General features: G+C 71.1%; 23 protein-coding genes. 10 read left to right on the top strand and 13 right to left on the bottom strand.

What is annotated here, in order from left to right:
* The first annotated feature begins 35 nt into the window (after positions 1 to 35).
* Entirely contained in the window at positions 36 to 869 is an 834-nt protein-coding gene (locus tag K1T34_RS02045) for a LuxR C-terminal-related transcriptional regulator (RefSeq protein ID WP_220242607.1), read from the top strand.
* Between the two features lie 58 nt (positions 870 to 927).
* On the opposite strand, the gene K1T34_RS02040 is transcribed toward K1T34_RS02045, so the two are convergent.
* A complete protein-coding gene (locus K1T34_RS02040) occupies positions 928 to 2,058 on the bottom strand; it encodes an LLM class flavin-dependent oxidoreductase (RefSeq protein ID WP_220242606.1) in 1,131 nt (376 codons plus the stop codon).
* A 261-nt stretch (positions 2,059 to 2,319) separates the two neighbouring features.
* Here K1T34_RS02040 and K1T34_RS02035 point away from each other — a divergent pair, with 261 nt between their 5' ends.
* From K1T34_RS02035 to K1T34_RS02015, 5 genes are all read left to right on the top strand, one after another.
* Positions 2,320 to 2,838 (top strand): NADPH-dependent FMN reductase, encoded by a 519-nt coding sequence (locus tag K1T34_RS02035; RefSeq protein WP_220242605.1) that lies wholly within the window; start codon positions 2,320 to 2,322, stop codon positions 2,836 to 2,838.
* Positions 2,835 to 3,356 (top strand): flavin reductase family protein, encoded by a 522-nt coding sequence (locus K1T34_RS02030; protein WP_255638248.1) that lies wholly within the window; start codon positions 2,835 to 2,837, stop codon positions 3,354 to 3,356. Before K1T34_RS02035 ends, K1T34_RS02030 begins: the two co-directional genes overlap by 4 nt.
* A 66-nt stretch (positions 3,357 to 3,422) precedes the next feature.
* Entirely contained in the window at positions 3,423 to 4,088 is a 666-nt protein-coding gene (locus K1T34_RS02025) for a 3,4-dihydroxy-2-butanone-4-phosphate synthase (protein ID WP_220242604.1), read from the top strand.
* Entirely contained in the window at positions 4,085 to 4,273 is a 189-nt protein-coding gene (locus tag K1T34_RS02020) for a hypothetical protein (RefSeq protein WP_220242603.1), read from the top strand. The genes K1T34_RS02025 and K1T34_RS02020 overlap by 4 nt, the downstream gene beginning before the upstream one ends.
* Positions 4,274 to 4,402: 129 nt before the next feature.
* Complete coding sequence (locus K1T34_RS02015) at positions 4,403 to 6,139, top strand: SulP family inorganic anion transporter (protein WP_220242602.1); 1,737 nt, start codon at positions 4,403 to 4,405, stop codon at positions 6,137 to 6,139.
* Here K1T34_RS02015 and K1T34_RS02010 read toward each other — a convergent pair.
* The 7 genes from K1T34_RS02010 to K1T34_RS01980 form a co-directional block, all read right to left on the bottom strand.
* Positions 6,096 to 6,596, bottom strand: a complete 501-nt coding sequence (locus K1T34_RS02010) for a hypothetical protein (RefSeq protein WP_255638247.1) — start codon at positions 6,594 to 6,596, stop codon at positions 6,096 to 6,098. The two genes, K1T34_RS02015 and K1T34_RS02010, sit on opposite strands and share 44 nt — an antisense overlap.
* A 116-nt stretch (positions 6,597 to 6,712) precedes the next feature.
* Positions 6,713 to 7,120, bottom strand: a complete 408-nt coding sequence (locus K1T34_RS02005) for an SHOCT domain-containing protein (RefSeq protein WP_220242600.1) — start codon at positions 7,118 to 7,120, stop codon at positions 6,713 to 6,715.
* A gap of 235 nt (positions 7,121 to 7,355) precedes the next feature.
* Positions 7,356 to 7,802, bottom strand: coding sequence for a DUF6069 family protein (locus K1T34_RS02000; RefSeq protein ID WP_220242599.1), 447 nt, complete (start codon positions 7,800 to 7,802; stop codon positions 7,356 to 7,358).
* A gap of 178 nt (positions 7,803 to 7,980) precedes the next feature.
* The gene (locus tag K1T34_RS01995) at positions 7,981 to 8,541 is read right to left on the bottom strand and encodes a TetR/AcrR family transcriptional regulator (RefSeq protein WP_220242598.1); all 561 of its coding nucleotides are present in this window, start codon (positions 8,539 to 8,541) and stop codon (positions 7,981 to 7,983) included.
* Positions 8,542 to 8,545: 4 nt separating this feature from the next.
* Positions 8,546 to 9,934 (bottom strand): alpha/beta hydrolase fold domain-containing protein, encoded by a 1,389-nt coding sequence (locus K1T34_RS01990; protein ID WP_220242597.1) that lies wholly within the window; start codon positions 9,932 to 9,934, stop codon positions 8,546 to 8,548.
* 22 nt (positions 9,935 to 9,956) lie between these two features.
* On the bottom strand, positions 9,957 to 10,883 hold the full coding sequence (locus K1T34_RS01985; protein ID WP_220242596.1) for an oxidoreductase: 927 nt from the start codon (positions 10,881 to 10,883) through the stop codon (positions 9,957 to 9,959).
* Between the two features lie 156 nt (positions 10,884 to 11,039).
* Positions 11,040 to 11,633 (bottom strand): TetR/AcrR family transcriptional regulator, encoded by a 594-nt coding sequence (locus K1T34_RS01980; protein WP_220242595.1) that lies wholly within the window; start codon positions 11,631 to 11,633, stop codon positions 11,040 to 11,042.
* Positions 11,634 to 11,775: 142 nt separating this feature from the next.
* Between K1T34_RS01980 and K1T34_RS01975 the strand changes: the two genes are divergently transcribed.
* On the top strand, positions 11,776 to 12,342 hold the full coding sequence (locus K1T34_RS01975) for a hypothetical protein (protein WP_220242594.1): 567 nt from the start codon (positions 11,776 to 11,778) through the stop codon (positions 12,340 to 12,342).
* 106 nt (positions 12,343 to 12,448) lie between these two features.
* Positions 12,449 to 15,553 (top strand): discoidin domain-containing protein, encoded by a 3,105-nt coding sequence (locus K1T34_RS01970; RefSeq protein ID WP_220242593.1) that lies wholly within the window; start codon positions 12,449 to 12,451, stop codon positions 15,551 to 15,553.
* 99 nt (positions 15,554 to 15,652) lie between these two features.
* Here K1T34_RS01970 and K1T34_RS01965 read toward each other — a convergent pair whose 3' ends face one another.
* Positions 15,653 to 16,477, bottom strand: coding sequence for an alpha/beta fold hydrolase (locus K1T34_RS01965; RefSeq protein WP_220242592.1), 825 nt, complete (start codon positions 16,475 to 16,477; stop codon positions 15,653 to 15,655).
* Positions 16,478 to 16,687: 210 nt separating this feature from the next.
* Between K1T34_RS01965 and K1T34_RS01960 the strand changes: the two genes are divergently transcribed.
* Positions 16,688 to 17,587 (top strand): AraC family transcriptional regulator, encoded by a 900-nt coding sequence (locus K1T34_RS01960; RefSeq protein ID WP_220242591.1) that lies wholly within the window; start codon positions 16,688 to 16,690, stop codon positions 17,585 to 17,587.
* Positions 17,588 to 17,634: 47 nt separating this feature from the next.
* On the opposite strand, the gene K1T34_RS01955 is transcribed toward K1T34_RS01960, so the two are convergent.
* Positions 17,635 to 18,390, bottom strand: a complete 756-nt coding sequence (locus tag K1T34_RS01955) for a GntR family transcriptional regulator (protein WP_220242590.1) — start codon at positions 18,388 to 18,390, stop codon at positions 17,635 to 17,637.
* Positions 18,391 to 18,530: 140 nt separating this feature from the next.
* Here K1T34_RS01955 and K1T34_RS01950 point away from each other — a divergent pair, with 140 nt between their 5' ends.
* A complete protein-coding gene (locus K1T34_RS01950) occupies positions 18,531 to 19,595 on the top strand; it encodes a YeiH family protein (RefSeq protein ID WP_220242589.1) in 1,065 nt (354 codons plus the stop codon).
* Positions 19,596 to 19,629: 34 nt separating this feature from the next.
* Here K1T34_RS01950 and K1T34_RS01945 read toward each other — a convergent pair whose 3' ends face one another.
* The 3 genes from K1T34_RS01945 to K1T34_RS01935 form a co-directional block, all read right to left on the bottom strand.
* Positions 19,630 to 20,196: a hypothetical protein gene (locus tag K1T34_RS01945; RefSeq protein WP_220242588.1), complete on the bottom strand. Its 567-nt coding sequence runs from the start codon at positions 20,194 to 20,196 to the stop codon at positions 19,630 to 19,632.
* A 70-nt stretch (positions 20,197 to 20,266) separates the two neighbouring features.
* Positions 20,267 to 20,881, bottom strand: a complete 615-nt coding sequence (locus K1T34_RS01940) for an FMN-dependent NADH-azoreductase (RefSeq protein ID WP_220242587.1) — start codon at positions 20,879 to 20,881, stop codon at positions 20,267 to 20,269.
* Positions 20,882 to 21,136: 255 nt separating this feature from the next.
* Complete coding sequence (locus K1T34_RS01935) at positions 21,137 to 21,595, bottom strand: carboxymuconolactone decarboxylase family protein (protein ID WP_220242586.1); 459 nt, start codon at positions 21,593 to 21,595, stop codon at positions 21,137 to 21,139.
* Positions 21,596 to 21,612: the final 17 nt, after the last annotated feature.

Here is a 21,612-nt window from a genome sequence, read left to right as displayed (position 1 = left end):
GAGGATCAGCCGCCGGCCGGCGGGAGGAGCACACGATGACCGGTCTCGACTGGCAGGAGGTGGCCCGGTTCGGCGAGCTCGCCTGCGGTTCACTACGTCCGGTCACGGTGCAGCAGCGGACCCTGCCGGAGCTGGTGCGCCTCCTGCAGTGCGATTCGGGCGCGATCCATTTGCTCGACCGCCGCTACCGGGGCCAGGTGGCATCTTTGACGGGCGCGCCGGTGAAGATGCTCCTCGAGTTCGTGCCCATCGCCGGGCCGGCGAACCCGTACTTCAAGCGTTCGACCGCGTCGCGGTTCCCGGTCCACGACGCGGTGCTGCACGGCCGCCGCACCGACCACCTGCGCTCACCGGTGGGACAGCTCCTGGCCGACTACGGGTTCGAGCACTGCCTCTACGCGTTGCTCGTCGCCGAGGGCCGTCCCGTCGGCACGGCGACCTTCGCCCGCCGGACCGGCCGTCCGGCGTTCACCACCCGGGACCAGGAGCTGGCGCACCGGCTGTCGAAGTTCCTCGCGATCGGCCTGGCCAACGCCGCGGCCTACGAGCGGCGCGCACCCGGGGCGCCACTCGCGGGACCCGCCGCGGCGACCCTCGACATCGACACGATCGATCTGTCCGAGCCTTCGGGGACACCCCAGGCCGGCACCTCGCCGTCCGCGGGAGCCGACGGAGGACTGACCGAGCGGGAGCGCGAGGTGCTCGCGCTGGCCACGAGCGGGCTGAGCAACGCGGAGATCGCCGCCGAGCTCGGGATCGCGGTCAACACCGTCAAACAGCACATGAAGCACAGCTTCCACAAGCTCGGCGTGCGCTCCCGGCTCGAAGCCCTGCGGTACCTGCAGGAGAACAATCTCGTAAAGTCCTGAAATCCCGGCGGAACACAAAACCGCCGGGATCGCTCGCAAGCGGTCCCGGCGGCGTTGATCACCCGGCGGTGGCGGGCCTGCGCAAACCGGCTTCTTCGATCCGGGGCAGCACCTCGCCGGCGAGCTTCTCCAGCCCCTGTTCGTAGTCCAGCCAGATCAGCATCAGGCCGTCGACGCCGGCCTCGGAGAGCTCCTTCATGCGCTGCGCGATGTCGCTCGCCGTCCCCACCAACGGGTAGGCGCCGTAGCCGGCTTTGAACTCGTAAGACATTTCCGCCATCTTCTCCGGCGGCATCGTCTTGGCGTTCGGGATGTTCGCCTCGATCAGGTCCGCGACCGCGATGTCGTCGCCTCGCGTCACGATGTAGTCCTGGGCGTAGGCCTCGGCTTCGGCGGTGGTGTCCTTTTGCACGACGTACGCGGAAAGCCAGATCTGGATCTCCTTGCCGAACTTCTTGCGCGCTTCTTCGCGGTATTCCGCGACCCGCGCCTTCACGGCCTGGGGATCGGGATCGTCGGGAATGGTGAAGGCGACTTCGGCGTGCTGCGCGGCGAACTGGCGGCCACGCGGCGAGCCGCCGGCGTTGAGGAGAACGGGGCGCGACTGCAGCGGACGCGGCTGCGACATGGCGTTCTTGACGTCGAAGTATTCGTTCTTCAGATCGAAGCCCTCGTCCGAGGACCAGAGCTTGTCGAACACCTCCATCCACTTGTCGGCGTAACCGTAGCGGTCGTTGTGCTCCTGCATCGGGACGCCGAACAACTCGAACTCGGGCGGGAACCAGCCGCAGACCAGGTTCATCCCCGCACGGCCGCCGGAGATCAGGTCGACCGTCGCCTCGGCTTTGGCGACGAACGCCGGGTTGATCAGTGACATGGGGAACGTGCTGATGATGCTGATCCGCTCGGTGATCGCGGCGATCGCGCCGGCCCAGGCGAAGGTTTCCATCACGTCGCCCGAGTAGTGCCCGTCGCCACCGAACGCGCGCCAGCGCGACGCCGAGACGAAGCCTTCGATGCCCAGCTGATCGGCCCGTTTGGCCAGCCGGCTGATCTCGTCCCAATCGCCGGAGAACCGGTCGGGGTGATGGGTGAAGGCAGCGCCTTTGCCGTTCACGCCGAAAATGCTCAGCTTGAGCTTGTTGGCCGAGTCTCGAATGGGATTCGGCTTGACCATGCTGTCGTCCACGGTGACCACATTTCTCGTCGAGAAGATTTGATCGACAGTTTCTGCTCGCGAACGCCGGCGTGGCCATAACCCCTGGGTGTTATTGTGCCGGCTCCTCACTCCGCGCTAACGTGATCGTCACTCCGCGCCAAGACGCGGCCCGTGACATGAGCTGTCGCGGGGCTGTACGGGCCACAAGATCTCGTACCAGCTGCAGGAAGTTCGTCAGCGTCCCACTGTCGCGACGAAGCCCGAGGCCTCGCGGGGCCGAACGGAGCAGCTATGAAAACCACCATTGTCGTCGGAAATCCGAAGCCCGCTTCGCGGACGAGGAAAGTCGCCGAAGCCTTGCTCGACCGGCTGGTGAAGGACGATGCGGATCGGCAGGTCATCGACCTCGCCGACCATTCCGCCGAGATCTTCGCGTGGCCGTCGGAGGTGATGTCGGCGTTGACCGAGCGCGTCGCCGGCAGTGATCTCGTGGTGATCGCGAGCCCGACTTACAAGGCCACCTACACCGGGTTGGTCAAGGCATTCCTGGACCGCTACGCGGCGGGCGCGCTGGCCGGGGTGACGGCGATCCCCGTGATGACCGGGGGGAGCCCCGCCCACTCGATGGGCGTCGACAGCCACCTCGCCCCGCTGCTGACCGAGCTCGGCGCCGTGGTTCCGGGAGCCGGGTGGTACTTCGAGACCTCGTCGATGGACGCGCTGGACGCCCTCGCCGACGAGGCGGCCGCGCGCTACGCCCGCACGATCGGGCAGCTCGCCCGCCTGGCCGAGGGGGTGCGGATCCCGTGACGCGACAGTTGACGAGCGTCAGTGATTCCCGCGCGTACCGCGACGCCGTGGGGCGTTACGCCTCCGGTGTCGTGGTGGTCGGGGCGACCGCGGACGACGGGCAGCGTCTCGGGTTCACGTGCCAGTCGTTCCACAGCGTTTCGCTGGACCCGCCGCTGATCCTGATCGGCGTCGCCCGGACTTCGAGCACGTATCCGCTGATCCGGGACGTCGGCCGGTTCGCCGTATCCGTGCTGGGCCACGGCCACCGGGAGGTCGCCTCCGCGTTCGCTCGCAAGGGCGTCGACAGGTGGAGCGGGGTCGCGCACACCGAAACCGCGACCGGGAACCCCGTCCTCGCCGGGAGTCTCGTGTGGCTCGACTGCGAGATCGACGCCGAGCACGACGCGGGCGACCACCACCTCGTCCTCGGCCGGGTGCTGGAGATGAGCTCGCCGGACGCGCAGGACGGCGCCGAGCCGCTGCTGTTCTACCGCGGTGGTTTCCACCGCATCGCCTCGAGGCCCGCCGCCGGCTGAGCGACCCGGGTCCGGCGGTGGAGAGGGCCGTCTCTCCACCGCCGGACCCCACGAAGGAAGACGACAATGACACAGCAGCTTTCCTCAGCAGGCAGCCGGTTCGACACGGTGAGCGTCGAGCAGGCCGCGGCCGCGATCGCGGCCGGCCGGCCGGTGGTGGTGGCGGGCACGCACGGCGACCTCGTGTTCGCGGCGCAGGACGCCACGCCGCACCTGGTGTCGGTGTCCGTGCGCTACACCGACGGGTTCGTCTGCGTCGCCCTGCCGGACGAGGACTGCGACCGCCTCGGGCTCCCGCTGATGTACCCCGGGTCGCCGGCGTGCGGAGGAGAAGCCTTCGCCGTCACGGTCGACGCCCGTGCCGGCGGGACGACCGGCATCTCCGCGGCCGACCGCGCCCGCACCATCCGGCTGCTGGCCGATCCCGCCGCCACTCCGGCCGACTTCACCCGGCCCGGCCACGTCGTGCCCATCCGCACGGCCCGCGAAAGCACCCCGCACCGCGCCGGGCGCGGCGAGGCCGCCCTCGCCCTGGTGCGGCTCGCGGGCAAGCGGGAAGCCGCGGTGCTCAGCGGCATCGTGTCGCAACGGGACGCGGGTGACCTGGCCGGTCCGGAAGAACTGGCGTCGTTCGCCGCCGAGCACGGCCTGCTCGTCGTGTCGGCGGCCGAAGTGCTGGCCCCCGGCTTGACGGCTCAGCCGGCGTGCCCCCACTGCGGGCACGCGGTGTGACTCCGACGTGCGCGCCGGTCAAGCGGTTGCGGCGCCGACCATCCCGGCGTCGCCACCGACCCGACTTTCTCACCCGCCAGCTCGCCGTTCTCTACGACGGGGCCAGCAGCCGCGCCGACGACCTGCGCGGCCTGGCCGTCGCCACCCCGGGAACCCTGCTGGACGCGGCCGGCGTCACGGACTGACCGTCGTCGGCGGACGATCTCCACAGTGGACGGAGTCCGCGCACTGGCTCCTCCTTCTGAGGCGAGGACCGATACCCGTGGCTTGGTTACCATCGCAGGCACCGGCTGTCGGCAGAAGGGATCGGCGCCATGGTCCAGTGGATCCCCGGTCTGCGGGTGGTGCGGACCTACCGGCGCCAGTGGCTGGTCAAGGACGTGGTGGCGGGTGTCGTCCTCACGACGCTCCTGGTGCCGCAAGGCATGGCGTACGCGGAGCTCGCCGGGTTGCCCGCGATCACCGGTCTGTACACGTCGATCCTGTGCCTGCTGGGTTACGCGGTGTTCGGGCCGTCGCGGATCCTCGTGCTGGGACCCGACTCGTCGCTCGGGCCGATGATCGCCGCGACGATTCTGCCGCTCGTGGCGGCGGACGGCGACCCGGCGCGGGCCGTCGCGCTGGCGTCGATGCTGGCGATCATGGTCGCGGTGATCATGATCGTCGCCTCGGTCGCGAAGCTCGGGTTCATCGCCGACCTCATCTCGAAGCCCACGATGATCGGGTATCTCAACGGGCTGGCTCTGACCATCGTGGTGGGCCAGCTGCCCAAGCTGTGCGGGTTCAGCGTCGACGGGGAGGGGCTCATCGCCGAAATCGGCGCGGTGGCCCGGGCGATCGCGGGCGGCGAGGTGGTCGCCGCGGCCGCGGCGGTGGGCCTCGGCGCGCTCGCGGTGATCTTGGTGCTGCAGCGCTGGGTGCGCAAAATCCCCGCGGTCCTGGTCGTCGTCGTGCTCGCGCTCATCGTGGTCCCCGTGTTCGACCTGGCCGAGCACGGCGTGCCGGTGGTCGGCGTTCTTCCTGCCGGGTTTCCTCCGCTGACGCTCCCGCACGTGGGGTTCGCCGATCTCGCGCCGCTGTTCGCCGGCGCGGTGGGCATCGCCTTGGTGTCGCTGGCGGACACGATCTCCACGGCTTCGGCCTTCGCCGCCCGCACCGGGCAAGAGGTCCACGGCAACCAGGAGATGGCGGGCATCGGGGTGGCGAACCTGGCGGCAGGGCTCTTCCAAGGGTTTCCGGTCAGCACCAGTGGCTCGCGGACCGCGGTCGCGCAGCAGGCAGGGGCGCGCACCCAGCTGACGGGGGTCGTCGGCGCCGTGCTGATTACGGTGATGATCGTGGCGGCGCCCGGCCTGTTCCGGAACCTGCCACAGCCGGTTCTGGCCGCGATCGTCATCACCGCCGCGCTGTCGCTGTCCGACGTGCCCGGGACGGTGCGGCTGTGGCGGCAGCGCAAGACCGAGTTCCTGCTCTCGGCCGCCGCGCTGGCCGGCGTCGCCCTGCTCGGCGTGCTGCCCGGCATCGCGATCGCCGTGGGACTGTCGATCCTGAACGTGTTCCGGCACGCGTGGCTGCCCTACCACACGATTCTCGGGCAGGTCGAGGGTCTGCGCGGCTTCCACGACGTCCGGTCCTACCCGCACGCACTGCGGCTTCCGGGCTTGGTGATCTTCCGCTTCGACGCGCCGCTGATGTTCGCCAACGCCAGGACCTTCCGCGCCGAGATCCGCCGGCTGGCCTCGGCGAGTCCCGCACCCGGCTGGATTCTGGTGGCCGCCGAGCCGGTGACCGATGTGGACACGACCGCGGCCGACATGCTTCGCGAACTCGACGACGAGCTCAACGCCCGCGGCATCCACCTGGTCATGGCCGAAGTCAAGGACCCGGTGCGGCGCAAGATCGACCGGTACGAGCTGACCCGCACCATGGACCCCGCTCATTTCTACCCCACTGTCGGCGCCGCCGTGGCGGCGTTCCGTCAGGAGACGGGCGCCGACTGGGTGCCGTTCAATGCAGATGGACGAGAATCAGGTTCTTCAAAAGGATCATGACGACGCCGAGCAGCCCCGCCGCGCAGGTCGTCACGATCAGCGCCACGCCGCGCAGCCGGGCCACCCGCGCCGCGGACCACGCGTGGTAGGTCAGGACCACCACGGCCACCGCCAGTCCGGTGTTGGCCGCGGCGACGGGGGAGGCGCCCGCGAACCGGGCCAGCAGCAGCGCGGCGATCGGGCCGAAAGAGGCCGTCACCATGGGCCACGTGGCCCGCAGCTCCGCGGCGATCCGCGCCCGGCTCGGCAGTTTGCCGTCTTCGACTTCCTCGCCCAGCAGCTCCGCGTATTCCTCGGCCGTCCAGTAGATCAGCAGCGTGACCACGACCGCGACGGCCAGCGACAGGGTGGAGAGCTGTCCGCCCACGGCGGTCAGGATGGCCGCGGTGACGATCACCCCGTAGATGCCCGCCGCGCGGCGCCGCCCGGCGCTTCGGTCAACCACCTGCTCGGCCACGCCCACCTCCGCCTGCGCCTTGTCGGAAACCGGCCCGCCCGGTCACCCGGTCGCGGCGGAGAGCAGGAGCGGCCCCGCCGGCCTCGGCCTGCCGGCGGGGCCTGGCCGGCCCGCGCTCACCGAGCGAGTGCCTTGGCCTTCAGGGATTCGTACTCCTCCGCGTTGATGGCGCCGGTGTCGAGAAGCTTCTTCGCTTCGGCGATCTGGCCGGCGGCGCCCTTGTCGCCGTTGCCGGCGACCGAGCGGACGTAGTCGTCGAACTGCTTCTGGTTGGACGCCACCTCGGACTGGCGGCGTTCGCCCATGTGCTTGCCCTGCGCGATGAGGTAGATCAGCACGCCGACGAACGGCAGCACCAGGACGAACACAGTCCAGCCCGCCTTGCCCCAGCCGGAGACGTCCGAGCGGTGGAAGAGGTCGCCGAAGATCACGATGAGCATCCAGAACCAGACCACCCAGCCGAAGAACACCAGCATGGTCCAGATCACGTCCAGGAACGGGTAGTCCGATTGAGCCAGTGCCATCACGCCTCCGATGCTCGAGACCCGCACGACCGGGAGGTCCGTCCACAACGGATCGGTTACCAGGGTCGAACGGCTTCCGGCCGTGTCCCCCCGGCCTGCCCCGGACGCGGGTTCTGCCGCGAGAATTGCCGTACGCGGTCACCGGCAGCGTTCCCATCGACCGCCCCGCGCGACATCACCCGGGGGAGGTGAATTCCGGCGCCGGGATCGGTTCCCCGGTGCCCCGGGGCGGAGCTCACCGCACCGGCCGGCGCGCCCGGACCGCCGCGCCGGCGACGCCGGACAGCGTGCTCGTGATCACGAGACCGATGAGGAGGTTCCCGGCGGCCGTCGCGATCCGAGCGCCGCGGTCCGCGTCGAGGCCCAGGGGGATGACGACGGCGATCGCGGTGACGAGCAGCATGATCGAGACGAAGAACGACTTCGCGCGTGGCGTACTGATCAAGAGCAGATGGAGCAGTCCCGTCGCCGCGAGGGCGACGACGGCGGCGCCGACCGCGTAGGCCACCGTGCCGACACCGCCCCAAGCGCCCTTGCCTTCCGGGGCCAGCACGGGCACGTCGAACAGCCCGCGCGCGACGAGCACCACCACGATGGCGGCCAGCGCCGCGACCAGTGCCGTCGCGCCGCCGCCGGCCCACAGCCTGCCCGCGACGACCCTGTGCTGCGTGTCTCCGGTCATGAGCCCTCCGCGGTCCAGTGCCCGCCCCCGGGCGATCGCCGTCACCGAATCACGTCCGGGGCCCGCGGTGCTCCTCCGATTCGGGTGAAGCGGTGTCCGCGTGCCGTCACGGCCGTGTGCGGCGCGGATTCCGCTCCACAGTGGATGGACAGCGGGATGGACAGCGGACGGACCGCCGTCAGTGTGCCGGGTCCACCAGCTGCCGGACGGTGTCGGTGACGAGGCGGCGGCGTTCGGGTTCGGGGACGAGGTCGCGGACGTCTTCGCCCTGGTTCTGCCACATGTTCGCGATGGTCAGCACGAGGGCGAGCAGCTCGCCGGGCGTCCGCTGAGCGGTCACGGTGCCGCGGCGCTGCGCGTCCTCGATCGCCGCGGTTTTGTCGGTCATGGACTCGGCGACGACGGGCCGGACGCCGCCGCGTTCGAGCTGGTACCAGGTGATGAAGCGCATCACGTCCGGGTACCGCAGGCCCGCGTCGTAGAGCTGTCCCGCGTATTCGGGCAGGTCGTCCGCGTCGATGGGGATCCCGGAGACGACCTGCTCGACGATGGCGTCGTAGACCGCCTCGTACAGCCCTTCTTTGCCGTCGTAGAAGGAATACACGAGCCCGGCGCTGACCCCGGCGCGGGTGGCGATGCGCTCCACGCGGGCGCCGCCGATGCCGTGCTCGGCGAACTCGGTGAGCGCGCCGTCCAGCAGCTGCCGCCGTTTGCTCTCGGGGTCTCGGGTCCGTGCCATGCCGTCATCCTAATGAATGTTCATTCTCGCTGAGCTGCCGCAGCAGGCCGAGCATGTCCTCGCCGAACCACGCCTCGGCGATCTTGCGCGCCCGCACGGTGTAAATGCCGATGCCGAACCAGCTCGCGTGACGGCCGGTGGCGGAGACACCGAGGAACGGCCCGGTGTGGGTGCCGCTGTTGGTGAACCGGAGCACGACCGTGCCGCCGTCGACATGGGTGTCGTGCACGGTCAGGTGCATGCCGGTGAAGGCACCACCGATCGCGGCACGCAGGGACGCCTCGTAGGCCTCTAGGCCATGGAGGTCGCCGGCGCTGCCGGCGTGCCACGCGAGGTCGTCGTGCCAGAGCTCGTCGACGACGTCGAGGTCGCCGCCGTTGACGACCTCGGTGACGAACCGGTGCACGAGGGCCGCGGGGTCGGGCGCCGTGCGCGGTGGCTCGAGGAGGTCGTTGATCCACGCGATGGCGCTGTCGAGGGCGACGTTTCCGAGCGGGGTGGCCATGTTGGTGAACGCGTGCGGGGCTTCGGGCCAGATCTCCAGCCGCGCGTCGCAGCCGGCGAGACGCAGGCGGGCGGCGAGCAGGATCGCGTCGTCGCGCAGTGGGTCGAGGTCGCCGACGGTCAGCAGGGTGGGCGGGAAACCGGTGAGGTCGGCCAGCGCCGGGGACAGCTGCGGGGCGCGCCGTTGCTCCGGCGTGTGGTGGGGGAGGGCGAGGTCGGGCAGGCCGTCGATCCAGGACCGGGTGAGCACGAGGCTGTCTTCGGTGGCCGCGGCGGCGCTGGGGGACAGGCCCAGGTCGTAGATGCCGCAGTCGAGGTACGCGCCCGCGAACGCGCCGAACGCGGGGTCACCGGCGTCGCGCAGGGCCAGCAGCGTCGCCGCGGCGAGGTGCGCGCCGGCGGAGATGCCGCCGATCAGCAGCCGGCCGGTGCCGAACTCCGCGGCCGCGTGCCGGGCGAGCCAGCGGGCGACGGCGACGGTCTCCTCGATCTGCTCGGGGACGGTGGCCTCGGGCGCCAGCCGGTACTCCGGGCTGATGACGATCGCGCCGGTCGCGCGCGAGAGGCGGTCGTTGACGAGGTCGTCGTCCTCCGGTGCTCCGGCAGCCCAGCCGCCGCCGTGGATGCGGTAGAGGACCGCGCGTGGCTCGGGCGGCGTGAACACGCGCAGCCGCAGCGGGCCGGCGGGGCCGTCGACCTGGCGTTCGGTGGGGCTCAGGTCCGTCACACCGGGGTTGTGGGCGGTGCCGGCGCGCAGGGCGGCGAGCCCTTCGGGGGTTCGGACGTCCGGGTGAGGCATCTTCGCGAGCACGGCGTTCACCTCGCGCTGGGCCTCGAGGAGCGCGGGGTCGACGTTCTGCAGGCGGAGGTCGAAGGTCGGGTCGGCCATGGGATCAGGTCCTTTCGGGAGGTCAGAGGGCGAAGGTGACGCCGGTGAGGCGTTCGCTTTCGGCCCAGAGGCGGGCGCCTTCGGCCGGGTCGTCCGCGCCGCGGGGGAGCTTGACCGGCTTCGGAGTGCCGGAGGTCTGGTCGCGGCCGGCCGGGCCGTAGAAGGCGCCGCTGATCACTTCGGGGCTGGTCGCGACGTACAGCGACGGCCAGGCCGCGCCCTCCGGGGAGCCCATGGCCACGTTGCGGAGCAACGCGATCATCGCCAGGGAGACCACGCCTTCGGAGTGGCGCTGCAGGTTGGTCACGGCCGAGCCGGGGTGCACGGACACCGCGCGCAGGGCGGTACCGGCCAGCCGCCGGGACAGCTCCTGGGTGAAGACGACGTTCGCGCGCTTGGACTTCGCGTACGCGCTCATCCCGCCGTAGCGCTGCAGGCTCATCAGGTCGTCGAGCCGGCCGGAGCGCCAGGTCGCGGCGAGCGCGCTGACGGTGACCACTCGCGCGGCCTCGGCGCGGCGCAGCGCGGGCAGCAGTCCGGCGGTGAGGGCGAAGTGCCCGAGGTGGTTGGTGCCGACGGTCAGCTCGAACCCGTCCGAGGTCGTGCGGCGCTGCGGCACGTTCATGACGCCGGCGTTGTTGAAGAGCAGGTCGATCGTCTCGGTGGCCGCCAGCCGCCCGGACGTCTCCGCGATCGAGGCCAGCGAGCCCAGGTCCAGCACGACGGTGTCCAGCCGCGCGGTGGGCTGGTCGTTGCGCAGGGTGGCGACGGCTTCGTCGAGCTTCTCCTGGCTGCGGCCGGCCAGGAGGACGCGAGCGCCGTGGCGGGTCAGCACGCGGGCGGTCTCGAGGCCGATGCCGCTGTTGCCGCCGGTCACGAGCGCGACACGGTCGCGCAGGTCGCCGATCCGGTCGGGGGTCCAGTGGGCCGGGGCGAGGGTGCTGGTCATGGCTACCTCCACTAATGAATATTCATTTAATACGACGATGACACGGGCGCGTCCGGGCGTCAATGAATGTTCATTCAATAGTGGCGGCGCTCACCGCCGTCGCGGCGTTTCGGAGGTTCGAGAGCGGCGGCCCGCGTGTCGCGACGAGGCCCGGACCTACGAGGTCCGGCCGGTCTTCTTCGTGACCACGACCGGAGTGTCCCGGTACTTGAGGATTCCCTCGACGCCGAGGCGGAAGGTTTCGCAGACCGGTGCCGGATCGGTGAGGCAGCCGGCGGCCATGGCGCCGTCCCGCAGCATGACGAAGTGCCTCGCGGCCGGCTCGGGCGCCGTCTCGCCGGCCTGCGCGAGCAGCTCGGTGACGACCTCCAGGAACCACTGCCGGTGGGCGAGAACGGCCCGGTGGACGGGGTGCGCGGGATCGGGGTACTCCGCGACGGCGTTGAGGAACGCGCAGCCGCGGAATCCGGGCGTGCGGATGCCGTCGGCGATCGACTCGGCGACCGCGCGGACGGCGTCGGCCCCGGAGGCCTTGCCGGCGCGGGCGGTCTCGACGTCGGCACGGATCGCCTGGTCGGCCGCCGTCAGGTACGCGACCAGCAGGTCGTCCTTGCTCGGGAAGTGCCGGTAGAGCGTGGCGCGGGTGACGCCCGCGTCGGCGATGACCCGGTCGATGCCGACCGAGTGGAGACCCTCCGAATAGAACAGCCGCGTCGCCGAAGCGAGCAGCCGGGCTCGTGCTTCAGACACTTCGCCGTCCACCTCTCGTCGCTGGTTCCACGGTAGCAGATAGAACGGTCGGTCTTGACGACTCGGCGTCGCGGCTGCCATAGTCCTCACCACGAGATAGAACGATCTGTCTACCTCAGGCCCCACGACGAAGGAGCACTCCATGAGCACCACCACCGTTCCGGCCCCCGCAGGCATCGCGAAACCCTTGCGGCGCCTGTACTTCATCCGCTTCGCGTTCGCTGTGGTCTGGGCCGCGCTGCTGTTCGTGACCGGGTCGAGCCTCGGTCCGGTCAGCACCACACTGCTCGTGCTCTACCCGCTGTTCGACGTGGCCGCGGCCGTCGTCGACGCCCGTTCGGCGAAGGGGAGCAAGCCGGTCGCGGGCCTGTATGTGAATGTGGTGATCAGTCTGCTCGCCGCCGTGGGCCTGGCCGTCGCGGCCTCGTCGGGCATCCCCGCCGTTCTCGGCGTGTGGGGCGCCTGGGCGATCGTGGCCGGCCTCGTGCAGCTCGCCGTCGGCCTCCTGCGCCGCACCCTGGGCGGCCAGTGGCCCGTGATCCTCAGCGGCGGCATCTCCGTCGTGGCCGGCGCTTCGTTCGTCCTGCAGGCCACAAAGGACAGTGCGTCCCTCACGACCCTCGCCGGCTACGCCACCCTGGGTGGCATCTTCTTCCTCGTTTCCGCTGTGCGGCTGGGACGCACCGCGAACGGGTCCGACGCCGGCTGAGTTGTCCTGAATCGGACGGGTTTCCCGTCCGGCGTTGCCCGCCGGTCGCCTCGGCAAGCAGAATCGGCGCCGACGCGATGACAAGGTTGTCAACGAGGGGGCGGACATGGCGCTGAGGCGGCGCGCGGTGCTTCAGGGACTCGGCGCGGGTGGGCTCGCGCTGGTGAGCGCGGGCCTGGTGACCCCGGCGGCGCGGGGCGACGCCCCGGCCCCGGCCCGCAGCGGGGGAGCGCCCGACGACGTCGCCGCGACCTACCTGCGCGTGCTGCTGCGCCACACCCGCTGGGCCGAGCAGCAGTTCGACCCGGCGGCCGGCGTCTACCCGGCGAAGGACTTCACGTTCGCCGTGGTTCTGGGCAACGCCGTCCTGCTCACGCGAGACGGGTACGACGCGGCGGTCACGGGCGTCGAGCGCGAGGTGCTGCACCGGCACACCGTCGACACCATCCGGCACTTCGCGGCAAGCAACCTCATCACCGGCGGCACCGAGTGGGGCCGCCGGCTGTTCTTCGACACCACGTTCCAGTCCTACTTCCAGCTGGCCGGCCGGTTGCTGTGGCACGACCTCGACGCCGCCACGCGCGCGAACCTGGACGAGATCGCGACCGGGCAGGCCGCGTACACCGCCGGGCTCGGTACCGGCAACGACCCGCTGTCCGGCGACTGGACGCCGAACGGGCTGGCCGGCGGGCACGTCGGCGACACCAAGCTGGAGGAGATGGGCGTGTACGCCCAGGCCCTCGCCCCGGGGATGGCCTGGGCCGCAATGGATCCCCGCGCCGCGCAGTGGCGCGAGTGGTTCGGGCGGTGGAGCCGCAACGAGACCGCGCTGCCCGCCGCGGACCTGGCCAACCCGCGCGTGGTGGACGGTGTGCCCATCTCGGCCAACACGGCGGAGAACCTCTACGACACCTTCCTTGTGGAGAACCACGGTTCCTTCGGCCCGCACTACCAGGAGGAGCTCTGGCGGACCTCCGGCCGCAACGCGATGCACTTCCTGCTGGCCGGGCGGCCGCTGCCGGAGGTGCTCACCGCGCAGCCCAACGGCGAGCTGCTGTGGCGCACGATGCTGCTGATGGCCAGCGACGCGGGCGAACCCCTGATGCCGATGGTCGCCGACCGCGAGCACCTGTACGGCCGCGACGTCATTCCGCTGGCGTTCCGCGCGCAGGTGCTCGGCGACCGCTACGCCGCGCGTGCCGAGGCGCAGCTGGCCGAACGGCTGGAGCCGTACCAGGCCTACGCGCCCGCTGATCGCGTCACGAAGTTCTCGGGCGAGCCGAAGTACGAGCCGGAGGCACGCGCGGAGATCGCGATCAGCTACCTGCTGCACGAATGGCGCGCGAACCACGGTGGCCCGGTGCGTCCGGTGAGCCAGGCGGAGTTCGACGCGCACGCCGTCGGCGTCGCGGATTTCGGCGACGGGCCCGGCCTGCTCGCGCACCGCAGCCCGGCCGCGTGGGCCGCGGCGGTGAGCAAACCGGGGTTCACGAAGTTCGCGTGGCAGCCGCACCACGACGACTGGCTGTTCACCGTCAGCGGTGCCACGCCGATGCTGCTGCCCTCCACCGCGCTGGCCGTGCGGGAACGGCACGCGACGACGTGGGTGAAGGTCCGCGACGGATTCGACGCGAGCGCCGCGGTGTGGAAATTCGACAACGGCTACGCCGGTTTCGCGACCCTGCCGACGGGCGCGGCGGTCTACTCCAGCACCGGTCTGGGCGCCGGCGAGGGTGTGGTGTCGGTGTACAACCTCGCCATGCCAGGCGTGCCGGGGCTGACCGGCGAGCGGACCTACCGCACCGCCGAAGGCGTGGTGACCGTCCCCGTCGCGCCGGCGCCGCCGTCCGGCGGTGGGCGCACCGACGACGTGACTTTCTCCGCGGTGACGGCCCGGCACGTGCGGATCCTCGGCGTGCAGCCGGATCCGGCGTACGGATATTCGGTGTGGTCGTTCGAAGTCCGCGACGGGGCGCCGGGCCCGGACCTCGCCCGCGCGGCCACGGCTTCGGCGTCTTCGGCTTCGCCGGGCAAGGAGGCGAAGTACGCGAACGACGGCGACGCGACCACGCGCTGGGCCGTCTCCGTCGCTGACCGCCCGCGCGCCGACAGCTGGCTCGCCCTCGATTTCGGTGCGCCACAACGGTTCGACCGCGTTCGCGTGGCCTGGGAGGCCGCCGCCGGCCGTCGCTATCGCGTGGAAACCTCGGCCGACGGCATCACGTGGACCGCGGCCGGCACCTACCCGCTGCCCGCCATCAGCACGACCGGCGGCTGGCTCGACGTCGACGGCCGCGCCGGGTTCGTCGTATCCGGCTCACCGCACCCGGCCACCGTCACCGGCGACCGGATCGTGCTGTCCGACGGCGATTCCGCGCCCCTGCACGTCGAATGCCGCCCGGATCCGCGCGACCTGGCCGCTGCGGTGCGCGCGCCCCGCCCGACGGCGAGTTCCGCGGCACTGCGGGTTTCCGTGCTCGACGGGCACCTCGTGCTGTTCAACCTCTCCGCCGCGGCGACGTCGGGAACCCTCACCCTGCCCGCCTCGGACGGAGCCGCGGCGCTGTACCAGGGCTCGCAGGTCGTCACCGCGACCGGCACTTCGTTGTCGGTGTCGGCGTCGCCCGCCGAAGCCCGCGTCGAACCGGCGCGCTTCACCGTGCGCGGCGTGGGCGGCGCCCTGCCCGCCGGCGTGCGCGCGACCGTCGTCGACGCCGCCACCCTCCGGCTGACCGCCGACCACACCGTGGTCCTCTCCGTGCAGCCGGCGGGCGAACCGTGGCGGCCCGTGGTCCTCCCCGCCCGGCACCCGGTGACGGTCACTGCCCACCGAACCCGCCCGTACCCCTTGCCGGACTTGGCTTTGGGTGCGGTCACCTTCCCCGCCGAACCCCTCCCGCCGGGCATGACCACCCCTGCCGCAGCCGTCGACGACGACCCGCGCACCTCGTGGCGCCCGGGCCCGAACGGCCGCCTCGTCCTCGACCTCGGCGCGGCCCACGACGTCACCACCGCCGAACTGACCTGGACCGGCGGCCGCCTACCCGCCTTCACGGTCGAGACGAGTGTCGACGGCCGCACCTACACCGCGGCGCGAACCCCGGCTGCGCGCCGCGCCACCACGGTTCCCCTCACCGGCCAGGCGCGCTACGTCGCCGTTCACGTGACCGGGAACCCGACGGCAAGCCTCACGCGGCTCACTGTGCGCTGACCAGGCGAGCGGCCGACGGACTGTCCACACAGGAACGACAATGCGGACGAGTTGCTCTACCTCGCCCGCGACGGGGCGAGGTAGAGCAGGGCGTACCGGTCAGGAGCGGAAGAACTCCAGGAGATCCGCGTTGATCGTGTCGGCCTTGGTGGTCGGCATGCCGTGCGGGAAGCCAGGGTAAATTTTCAACGTGGCGTTTTTCAGGAGCTTCGACGACAGCAAGGCGGCGTCGGCGTAGGGGACGACCTGGTCGTCGTCACCGTGGCCGACGAAGACGGGGACGCTGATCTTCTTCAGGTCCTCGGTCTGGTCGGTCTGGGAGAACGCGACGATGCCGTCGTAGTGGGCCAGCGCGCTGCCCATCATGCCCTGGCGCCACCAGTTCTGGATGATCGCCTCGTCGGGTTCGGCGCCCGGCCGGTTGTAGCCGTAGAACGGGCCCGAGGCCACCGCGCGGTAGAACACGGAACGGTTCGCCAGCAGTTGCGCCTGCAGGTCGTCGAAGGCGCTCTTGGGCAGGCCGCCCGGGTTCGAGTCGGTCTGCAGCATGAGCGGTGGGATGGCGGACAGGATCGCGGCCTTGGCGACGCGGGCCTCGCCGTGGCGGGCGAGGTAGCGCACGACCTCGCCGCCGCCGGTGGAGTGCCCGACGTGGATCGCGTCGTGCAGGTCGAGGTGGGCGGTGACGGCGGCGAGGTCGTCGGCGTAGTGGTCGAGGTCGTGTCCGTCGGCGACCTGCGACGAGCGGCCGTGACCGCGACGGTCGTGGGCGATGACGCGGTAGCCGTGCTGCAGGAAGAACAACATCTGGGTGTCCCAGTCGTCCGCCGACAGCGGCCAACCGTGGCTGAACACGATCGGCTGGCCGGTGCCCCAGTCCTTGAAGAAGATCTCGACACCGTCGTCGGTGGTGATCGTCGGCATGGCGTTGTCTCCGTTTCTCGCGACGTTCCCGAATACCTCGTGAATCTGTTGCGTGTGGACACTGGTCGAAGCGCGTCGAACCTGCGCTTCGCAGACTACGCTTGCGCGACCACTGGTCCGGTGGCGTTCACGCTCGAGGCCCCTGGATGATTGCCTGCACCGGAGGAGGGGGCCACGCGTGAACGGCTCACGTTTCACCGGAATCGGCTCATGGACGCGCTGAGCCGGCTCATCCGGCTCGTGCGCCCGGAGAGCAGCATCGACGTGCGGTGCCTGATGGCCGGCCGGTTCTCCGTGGACCAGGAAGCGGCGGCGCCCGGGCAGGTGCCGTTCTACGTCGCGCTCGAGGGCAGGTGCACCGTGACCACGGCGGCGGCGGTCGTCGACCTCGCCCCCGGGGATCTGCTCGTCCTCCCGCACGGCGACGCCCACCACGTCCACGTGACCTCAGGCCGGAAGCTGCCGTTCGAAGACGCGCAGGGCGCCACGTTCACCACTCGCCGCACCATCGGTGCCGAGCCCGACCACGACCTGTTCTGCGGCCACTTCCATTTCGACACGGCCGCGGGAATGCTGCTGTTCCGCCTGCTGCCGTCCCTCCTGCACGTCACGCTCAACGCTTCGGCGCTCGCCCTGGCCGAGGTCCTGCGCGCGGAAGCCGCCTTCGACGGCCCGGGAACGAGCGCCATCGTCTCGTCGGTGTGCGACGCACTGCTCGCGATGGCGCTGCGCAGCCGCCCCGAGCAACGTCTCGGGACGTCCGCGCTGTGGACCGCGATGGGTGACGACGTGCTGGGTGAGGTGATCGCCGGCGTCGTCGAACGGCGCGGCGAACCGTGGACCATCGAGCGCATGGTCGCGGCGGCCTCGATGTCGCGTGCCACGTTCGTGCGGCGGTTCACCGCGCGCACCGGGGGCACCGTGGCGACGCTGCTCACCACCGTCCGCATGATGGTCGCCGCCGACCTGCTGGCGAACTCCGACCGGTCCGTGGTGCGCATCGCGGGGGAGGTCGGCTACCGGTCCGAATCGGCGTTCGTGGAGGCGTTCCGCGCCGCGGTGGGCACGTCGCCCGCGCGGTTCCGGAAGAACTCGATGACCGGTGGGTGACGCCCGAGTGATCTCCGGCTTGGTGCGGTTCGCGGGCGCGTGGCGCCTCAGGACTGGCTGACCAGCCGGTATCCGGCGGCGGAGAACTCGGCCGTCAACGCGTAGCGGTCGCCTCGGACGAGGGTGTGGCGCCACTCCATCGGGCGGCCCTGCGAGTGGCTCAGGCGGTTGATGGCGAAGGCCGCGACGTCGTGGGCGCAGGCGAGCTGGGTGCGTTCGGCGGCGGTGGGGATGACGGCGTGCACCTCTTCGCGGCCGTGGTCGAGGCGGATCCCGGTGCGGCGGGCGAGTTCGCCGTAGAGGCTGGTGTGCGTGAAGTCGGCCTGCAGCAACGGTTTCGCGACGTCGGCGGGCAGCCACACGCGGTCCATCGCGAGCGGCTCGTCGCCCGCCAGGCGGAGGCGCTCCAGGTAGACCAGCGGCGTCGAGGCTTCGAGGTCGAGGCGCTCGGCGACGAGTGCGTCGGCGCGGACGTCGAACGTGCGGACGATGCTGTGCTGCGCGAGGCCGGCCGCCTCGACGGACGTGAACAAGCTGTAGAGCGCGCCCAGCGGCTGCGCGATCTCGGCCGGCGGGGCGACCCGCGGCTGACGCCCGCGCTCGGCGACGACCACCCCGTCGGCGCGCAGTTGGCGCAGGGCCTGGCGCACCGTGTGGCGGCTGACACCGTACTCCTCGGCCAGCGCGAGCTCGCCCGGGAACTGTTCGGTGAACTCACCGGCATCGAGCCTGGTCAGCAGCTCGCGCTGGAGCTGGCGCCAGAGCGGTTCGGAGCCGGAGCGGCTCAGCGTTCGTGGGGCCATGGCCTCCTCCGGGCTGTCTCGCCCGACACTACCGGTAGCCAAATGTGCGGACATAATCTACGTTGAATGTACGTACATTTACGCATGGGCAGACTCGGGAGGGGAGTGTCGATGGGGACACGCGAACGAACGGGCGCCCGGTGACCGCCACCCAGGACCGGGTCGCCGACCGGCACCCGGCGCGGGACCGCGTCGCCGAAGCCGCTCCGGGACTGCTGGTGGCGCTTCTCGTCGCCGGGGTCGCGACTGCCCTGGGCTCACTGGTCCCGATCGTCGGCGGGCCCGTGTTCGGCATTCTGCTCGGCGCGCTGGCCGCGGCGGTCGTGCCGGGGCTACGCGAGCAGCGGTGGGCGCCGGGCTACGGCGTGGCCTCGAAACCGGTGCTCCAGCTGTCGATCGTCGTGCTCGGGACCGGGCTGTCGCTGCAGGAAGTGGTCCGCGTCGGCGTGCAGTCGCTGCCCGTCATGCTCGGCACGCTCACCGTCGCCCTCGGCGGGGCCTGGCTGCTGGGCCGCCGGCTCGGCATCGATCGCGACACACGCACCCTGATCGGCGTGGGCACGGGCATCTGCGGCGCGTCCGCGATCGCCGCCACCACCGCCGTCATCAAGCCGAAGCAGACGGACGTCGCCTACGCCATCGGCACGATCTTCACCTTCAACATCGCCGCCGTGCTGCTGTTCCCGCCGCTGGGCCACCTGCTCGGCATGAGCTCGCACAGCTTCGGCCTGTGGGCGGGCACGGCCATCAACGACACCTCCTCGGTCGTCGCCGCCTCCTTCGCCTACGGCGGTGACGCCGGCTCGTACGGCATCGTCGTCAAGCTGACCCGGACGCTCACACTCATCCCCATCGTGATCGTGCTCGCGTTCCTCACCGCCCGCCGCGAAGCCCGCGAGAACGCGGGCGGGGCCGGGTTCAGCATCCGCACCATGCCGTGGCGGCGCATCGTCCCGCTGTTCCTGGTGGGCTTCATCGCCGCCGCCGCGCTCGACAGCCTCGGCGTCGTGCCCGCGTCCTGGCACCCCGCACTGTCCACATTGGGCACGTTCCTCATCACCACCGCACTGGCGGGCATCGGCCTTTCCCTGCGCCTGGCGGACATGCGCCGCGCCGGCCCCCGCCCGCTCCTGCTCGGCGGCGTCCTGTGGATCGCCGTCGCGGCCACGAGCCTCGGCCTGCAAGCGGCGACTGGCTCTCTCTGAAAACGGCGCCGAACGGTCCGCGAGCAGGAGTCGCCTACCCGATGTGGTCGCCACGGTCGGGGGACGGCACGTAGCGAACGTCCGCGGGCGCGTCGTGCGTGTGGATGAGGCTCGTGTCCCATCGGTGCGGCACCGACGCCGCCACCCGTTCCACCAGGTGGCTGCAGAACACCGGTGCGCTCAGCCGCACCAGCCGTGTGTCGCCGGTGTCCAGCGCGAACGCGTCGGTCTCACCGGTCACCTCCACGCGCCGGTGCCGCACGTCGGCCGGACGGGGCAGGCCGTAGCCGTGCAGCAGCGAGTTGCGGATGATCCACAGCACCACGGCGTCGTCGTGATCCACGCCGTGTTCGATCAGCAGCCGCTTGAATCGCTGCCCCGCCGGCGCGGACGTCCCCGACAACGTGTCGAGCACGATCATGCCCAGGCAGACCCCGACCCACGACCGCGTGCCCGGCCCGTCACCCGTCTCGGGGTCCCGCCCGTGCGCCGCCCGCATGTCGCGCAGGGCGAGCTCGATGGGCAGGTACTCCCGCCCCGGGTGCGGCGCGCAGTGCAGCCGCCTGAGCGGCGCACCGCCGCGATCGTCGAGCGTGGTCACCGCCGCACGGTACCCGGCCGGCCCGGTGTGGCTCAGCACTCGCCGGCCCGGACGTCGTCGGCGGCGCGGCTCAGGCGAAGCGGGCCGCCAGCTCCTTGGCCTTGGTGATGGCGTCTTCGTGTGCTTGGACCCGAGACGCTTCGTACAGGCGAACAGGTTCCGGACCCCATGCCCGCTTCACGGCGGAGGTGAGCTCGGGGATGATGAACTCGACTTCGGTGATGCCGAAGTAGGTGGCGAAGAGAGTGGTCAGGTAGGGCACGACGAAATCCCTGCCGTCACGCGGGGTGCCGGGCCGGTAAGTGCTGCCGCGGCTGGAGACGACCACAACCGGGGTGCCCGCGGCGGACGGCTGCTCGCCGATGACGCGACCGGGGACCATCACCTGGTCGATCCAGGCCTTGAGCGTGCTGGGGACCGTGAGGTTGTACATCGGGGCGGCGATCAGGACGACGTCGGCCTGTTCGAGCTCGCGGGCCAGTGTGACACGCAGGGGGTCCTCGTTCCCGGCGGTGAACACGTCGTCGGTGAGGTGGGGCAGCGGGTCGGCTGCCAGATCGCGGTGGATCACCGTCCCGTGGGGGTGCTGGGCCTCCCACTCTCCGCGAAAGGTGGCTGTCACGTCGCGCGAGGTGGACGTGCCGGTGGGCCAGATCGAGCTGTCGAGGTGCAGGAGCGTGGGCATGTTCTGGTGACTTTCGTTGCGTCGGCCGGGGACGTTCCGGCTCCCGTGGCTCGCCGAAATGTCCACTGTGGACCCCGGTGGCGTAGCTGTGGGCGCGGCCCAGGGTCGGGCTGAGGCCGCCGCCCAAGGTGTAACCGGAGGATTTCGCAGCCGCCCAAGGAATGTCGGCCCGCGGAAATGGCGGCACGCGAAAGCCGTGGACGGGGCGGCCGAGGCCGCCAGTCCGCCGGCGCCCGGCAGACTGGCGGGGCGAGATCAGCCCGCGACCTGGTAGCGGCTGGTGATGGCGACGCGGTTGAAGGCGTTCATCACTGTGACCAGCCAGGAGACGGCCGAGATCTGGTCTTCGGTGAGTTCGGCCGCGGCGGCGGTGTAGTCCTCGTCGCTGACGTGGCCGTCCGGCACGCGGGTGATCGCCTCGGTCAGGCGGAGGGCGGCGCGGTCCGTCGCCGAGAAGTACTCGGTCTCTTCCCACGCGGGCAGCACGGCGATCCGGTCGGGGTTTTCGCCCTTCTTGAGGGAGTCACGGCTGTGCATGCGCAGGCAGAACGCGCAGCCGTTGATCTGGGAGGTGCGGATCCTCACCAGTTCGACCAGGAGCGGGTCGAGCCCGGCCGCGACGGCGCCGTTGTCCGCCTCCGCCGACAGGGCGATGAGGGCCTTGTAGGCGGCCGGGTGCTGCATGTCGATGCGGACGCGCTGCGTGTTCGTCACAGTTCCTTCGATTCCTT

Origin of the sequence: Amycolatopsis sp. DSM 110486 (assembly GCF_019468465.1) — a bacterium.
GTDB lineage: Bacteria > Actinomycetota > Actinomycetes > Mycobacteriales > Pseudonocardiaceae > Amycolatopsis.
This window is presented reverse-complemented; position numbering and strand designations above follow the sequence as displayed.

Bases quoted from the DNA above. Each gene is read 5' to 3' on its own strand.
- K1T34_RS02045 (WP_220242607.1), top strand. From the start codon at position 36: ATGACCGGTCTCGACTGGCAGGAGGTGGCCCGGTTCGGCGAGCTCGCC.
- K1T34_RS02035 (WP_220242605.1), top strand. From the start codon at position 2,320: ATGAAAACCACCATTGTCGTCGGAAATCCGAAGCCCGCTTCGCGGACG.
- K1T34_RS02025 (WP_220242604.1), top strand. From the start codon at position 3,423: ATGACACAGCAGCTTTCCTCAGCAGGCAGCCGGTTCGACACGGTGAGC.
- K1T34_RS02015 (WP_220242602.1), top strand. From the start codon at position 4,403: ATGGTCCAGTGGATCCCCGGTCTGCGGGTGGTGCGGACCTACCGGCGC.
- K1T34_RS02005 (WP_220242600.1), bottom strand. From the start codon at position 7,120: ATGGCACTGGCTCAATCGGACTACCCGTTCCTGGACGTGATCTGGACC.
- K1T34_RS02000 (WP_220242599.1), bottom strand. From the start codon at position 7,802: ATGACCGGAGACACGCAGCACAGGGTCGTCGCGGGCAGGCTGTGGGCC.
- K1T34_RS01995 (WP_220242598.1), bottom strand. From the start codon at position 8,541: ATGGCACGGACCCGAGACCCCGAGAGCAAACGGCGGCAGCTGCTGGAC.
- K1T34_RS01990 (WP_220242597.1), bottom strand. From the start codon at position 9,934: ATGGCCGACCCGACCTTCGACCTCCGCCTGCAGAACGTCGACCCCGCG.
- K1T34_RS01985 (WP_220242596.1), bottom strand. From the start codon at position 10,883: ATGACCAGCACCCTCGCCCCGGCCCACTGGACCCCCGACCGGATCGGC.
- K1T34_RS01975 (WP_220242594.1), top strand. From the start codon at position 11,776: ATGAGCACCACCACCGTTCCGGCCCCCGCAGGCATCGCGAAACCCTTG.
- K1T34_RS01970 (WP_220242593.1), top strand. From the start codon at position 12,449: ATGGCGCTGAGGCGGCGCGCGGTGCTTCAGGGACTCGGCGCGGGTGGG.
- K1T34_RS01965 (WP_220242592.1), bottom strand. From the start codon at position 16,477: ATGCCGACGATCACCACCGACGACGGTGTCGAGATCTTCTTCAAGGAC.
- K1T34_RS01960 (WP_220242591.1), top strand. From the start codon at position 16,688: ATGGACGCGCTGAGCCGGCTCATCCGGCTCGTGCGCCCGGAGAGCAGC.
- K1T34_RS01955 (WP_220242590.1), bottom strand. From the start codon at position 18,390: ATGGCCCCACGAACGCTGAGCCGCTCCGGCTCCGAACCGCTCTGGCGC.
- K1T34_RS01940 (WP_220242587.1), bottom strand. From the start codon at position 20,881: ATGCCCACGCTCCTGCACCTCGACAGCTCGATCTGGCCCACCGGCACG.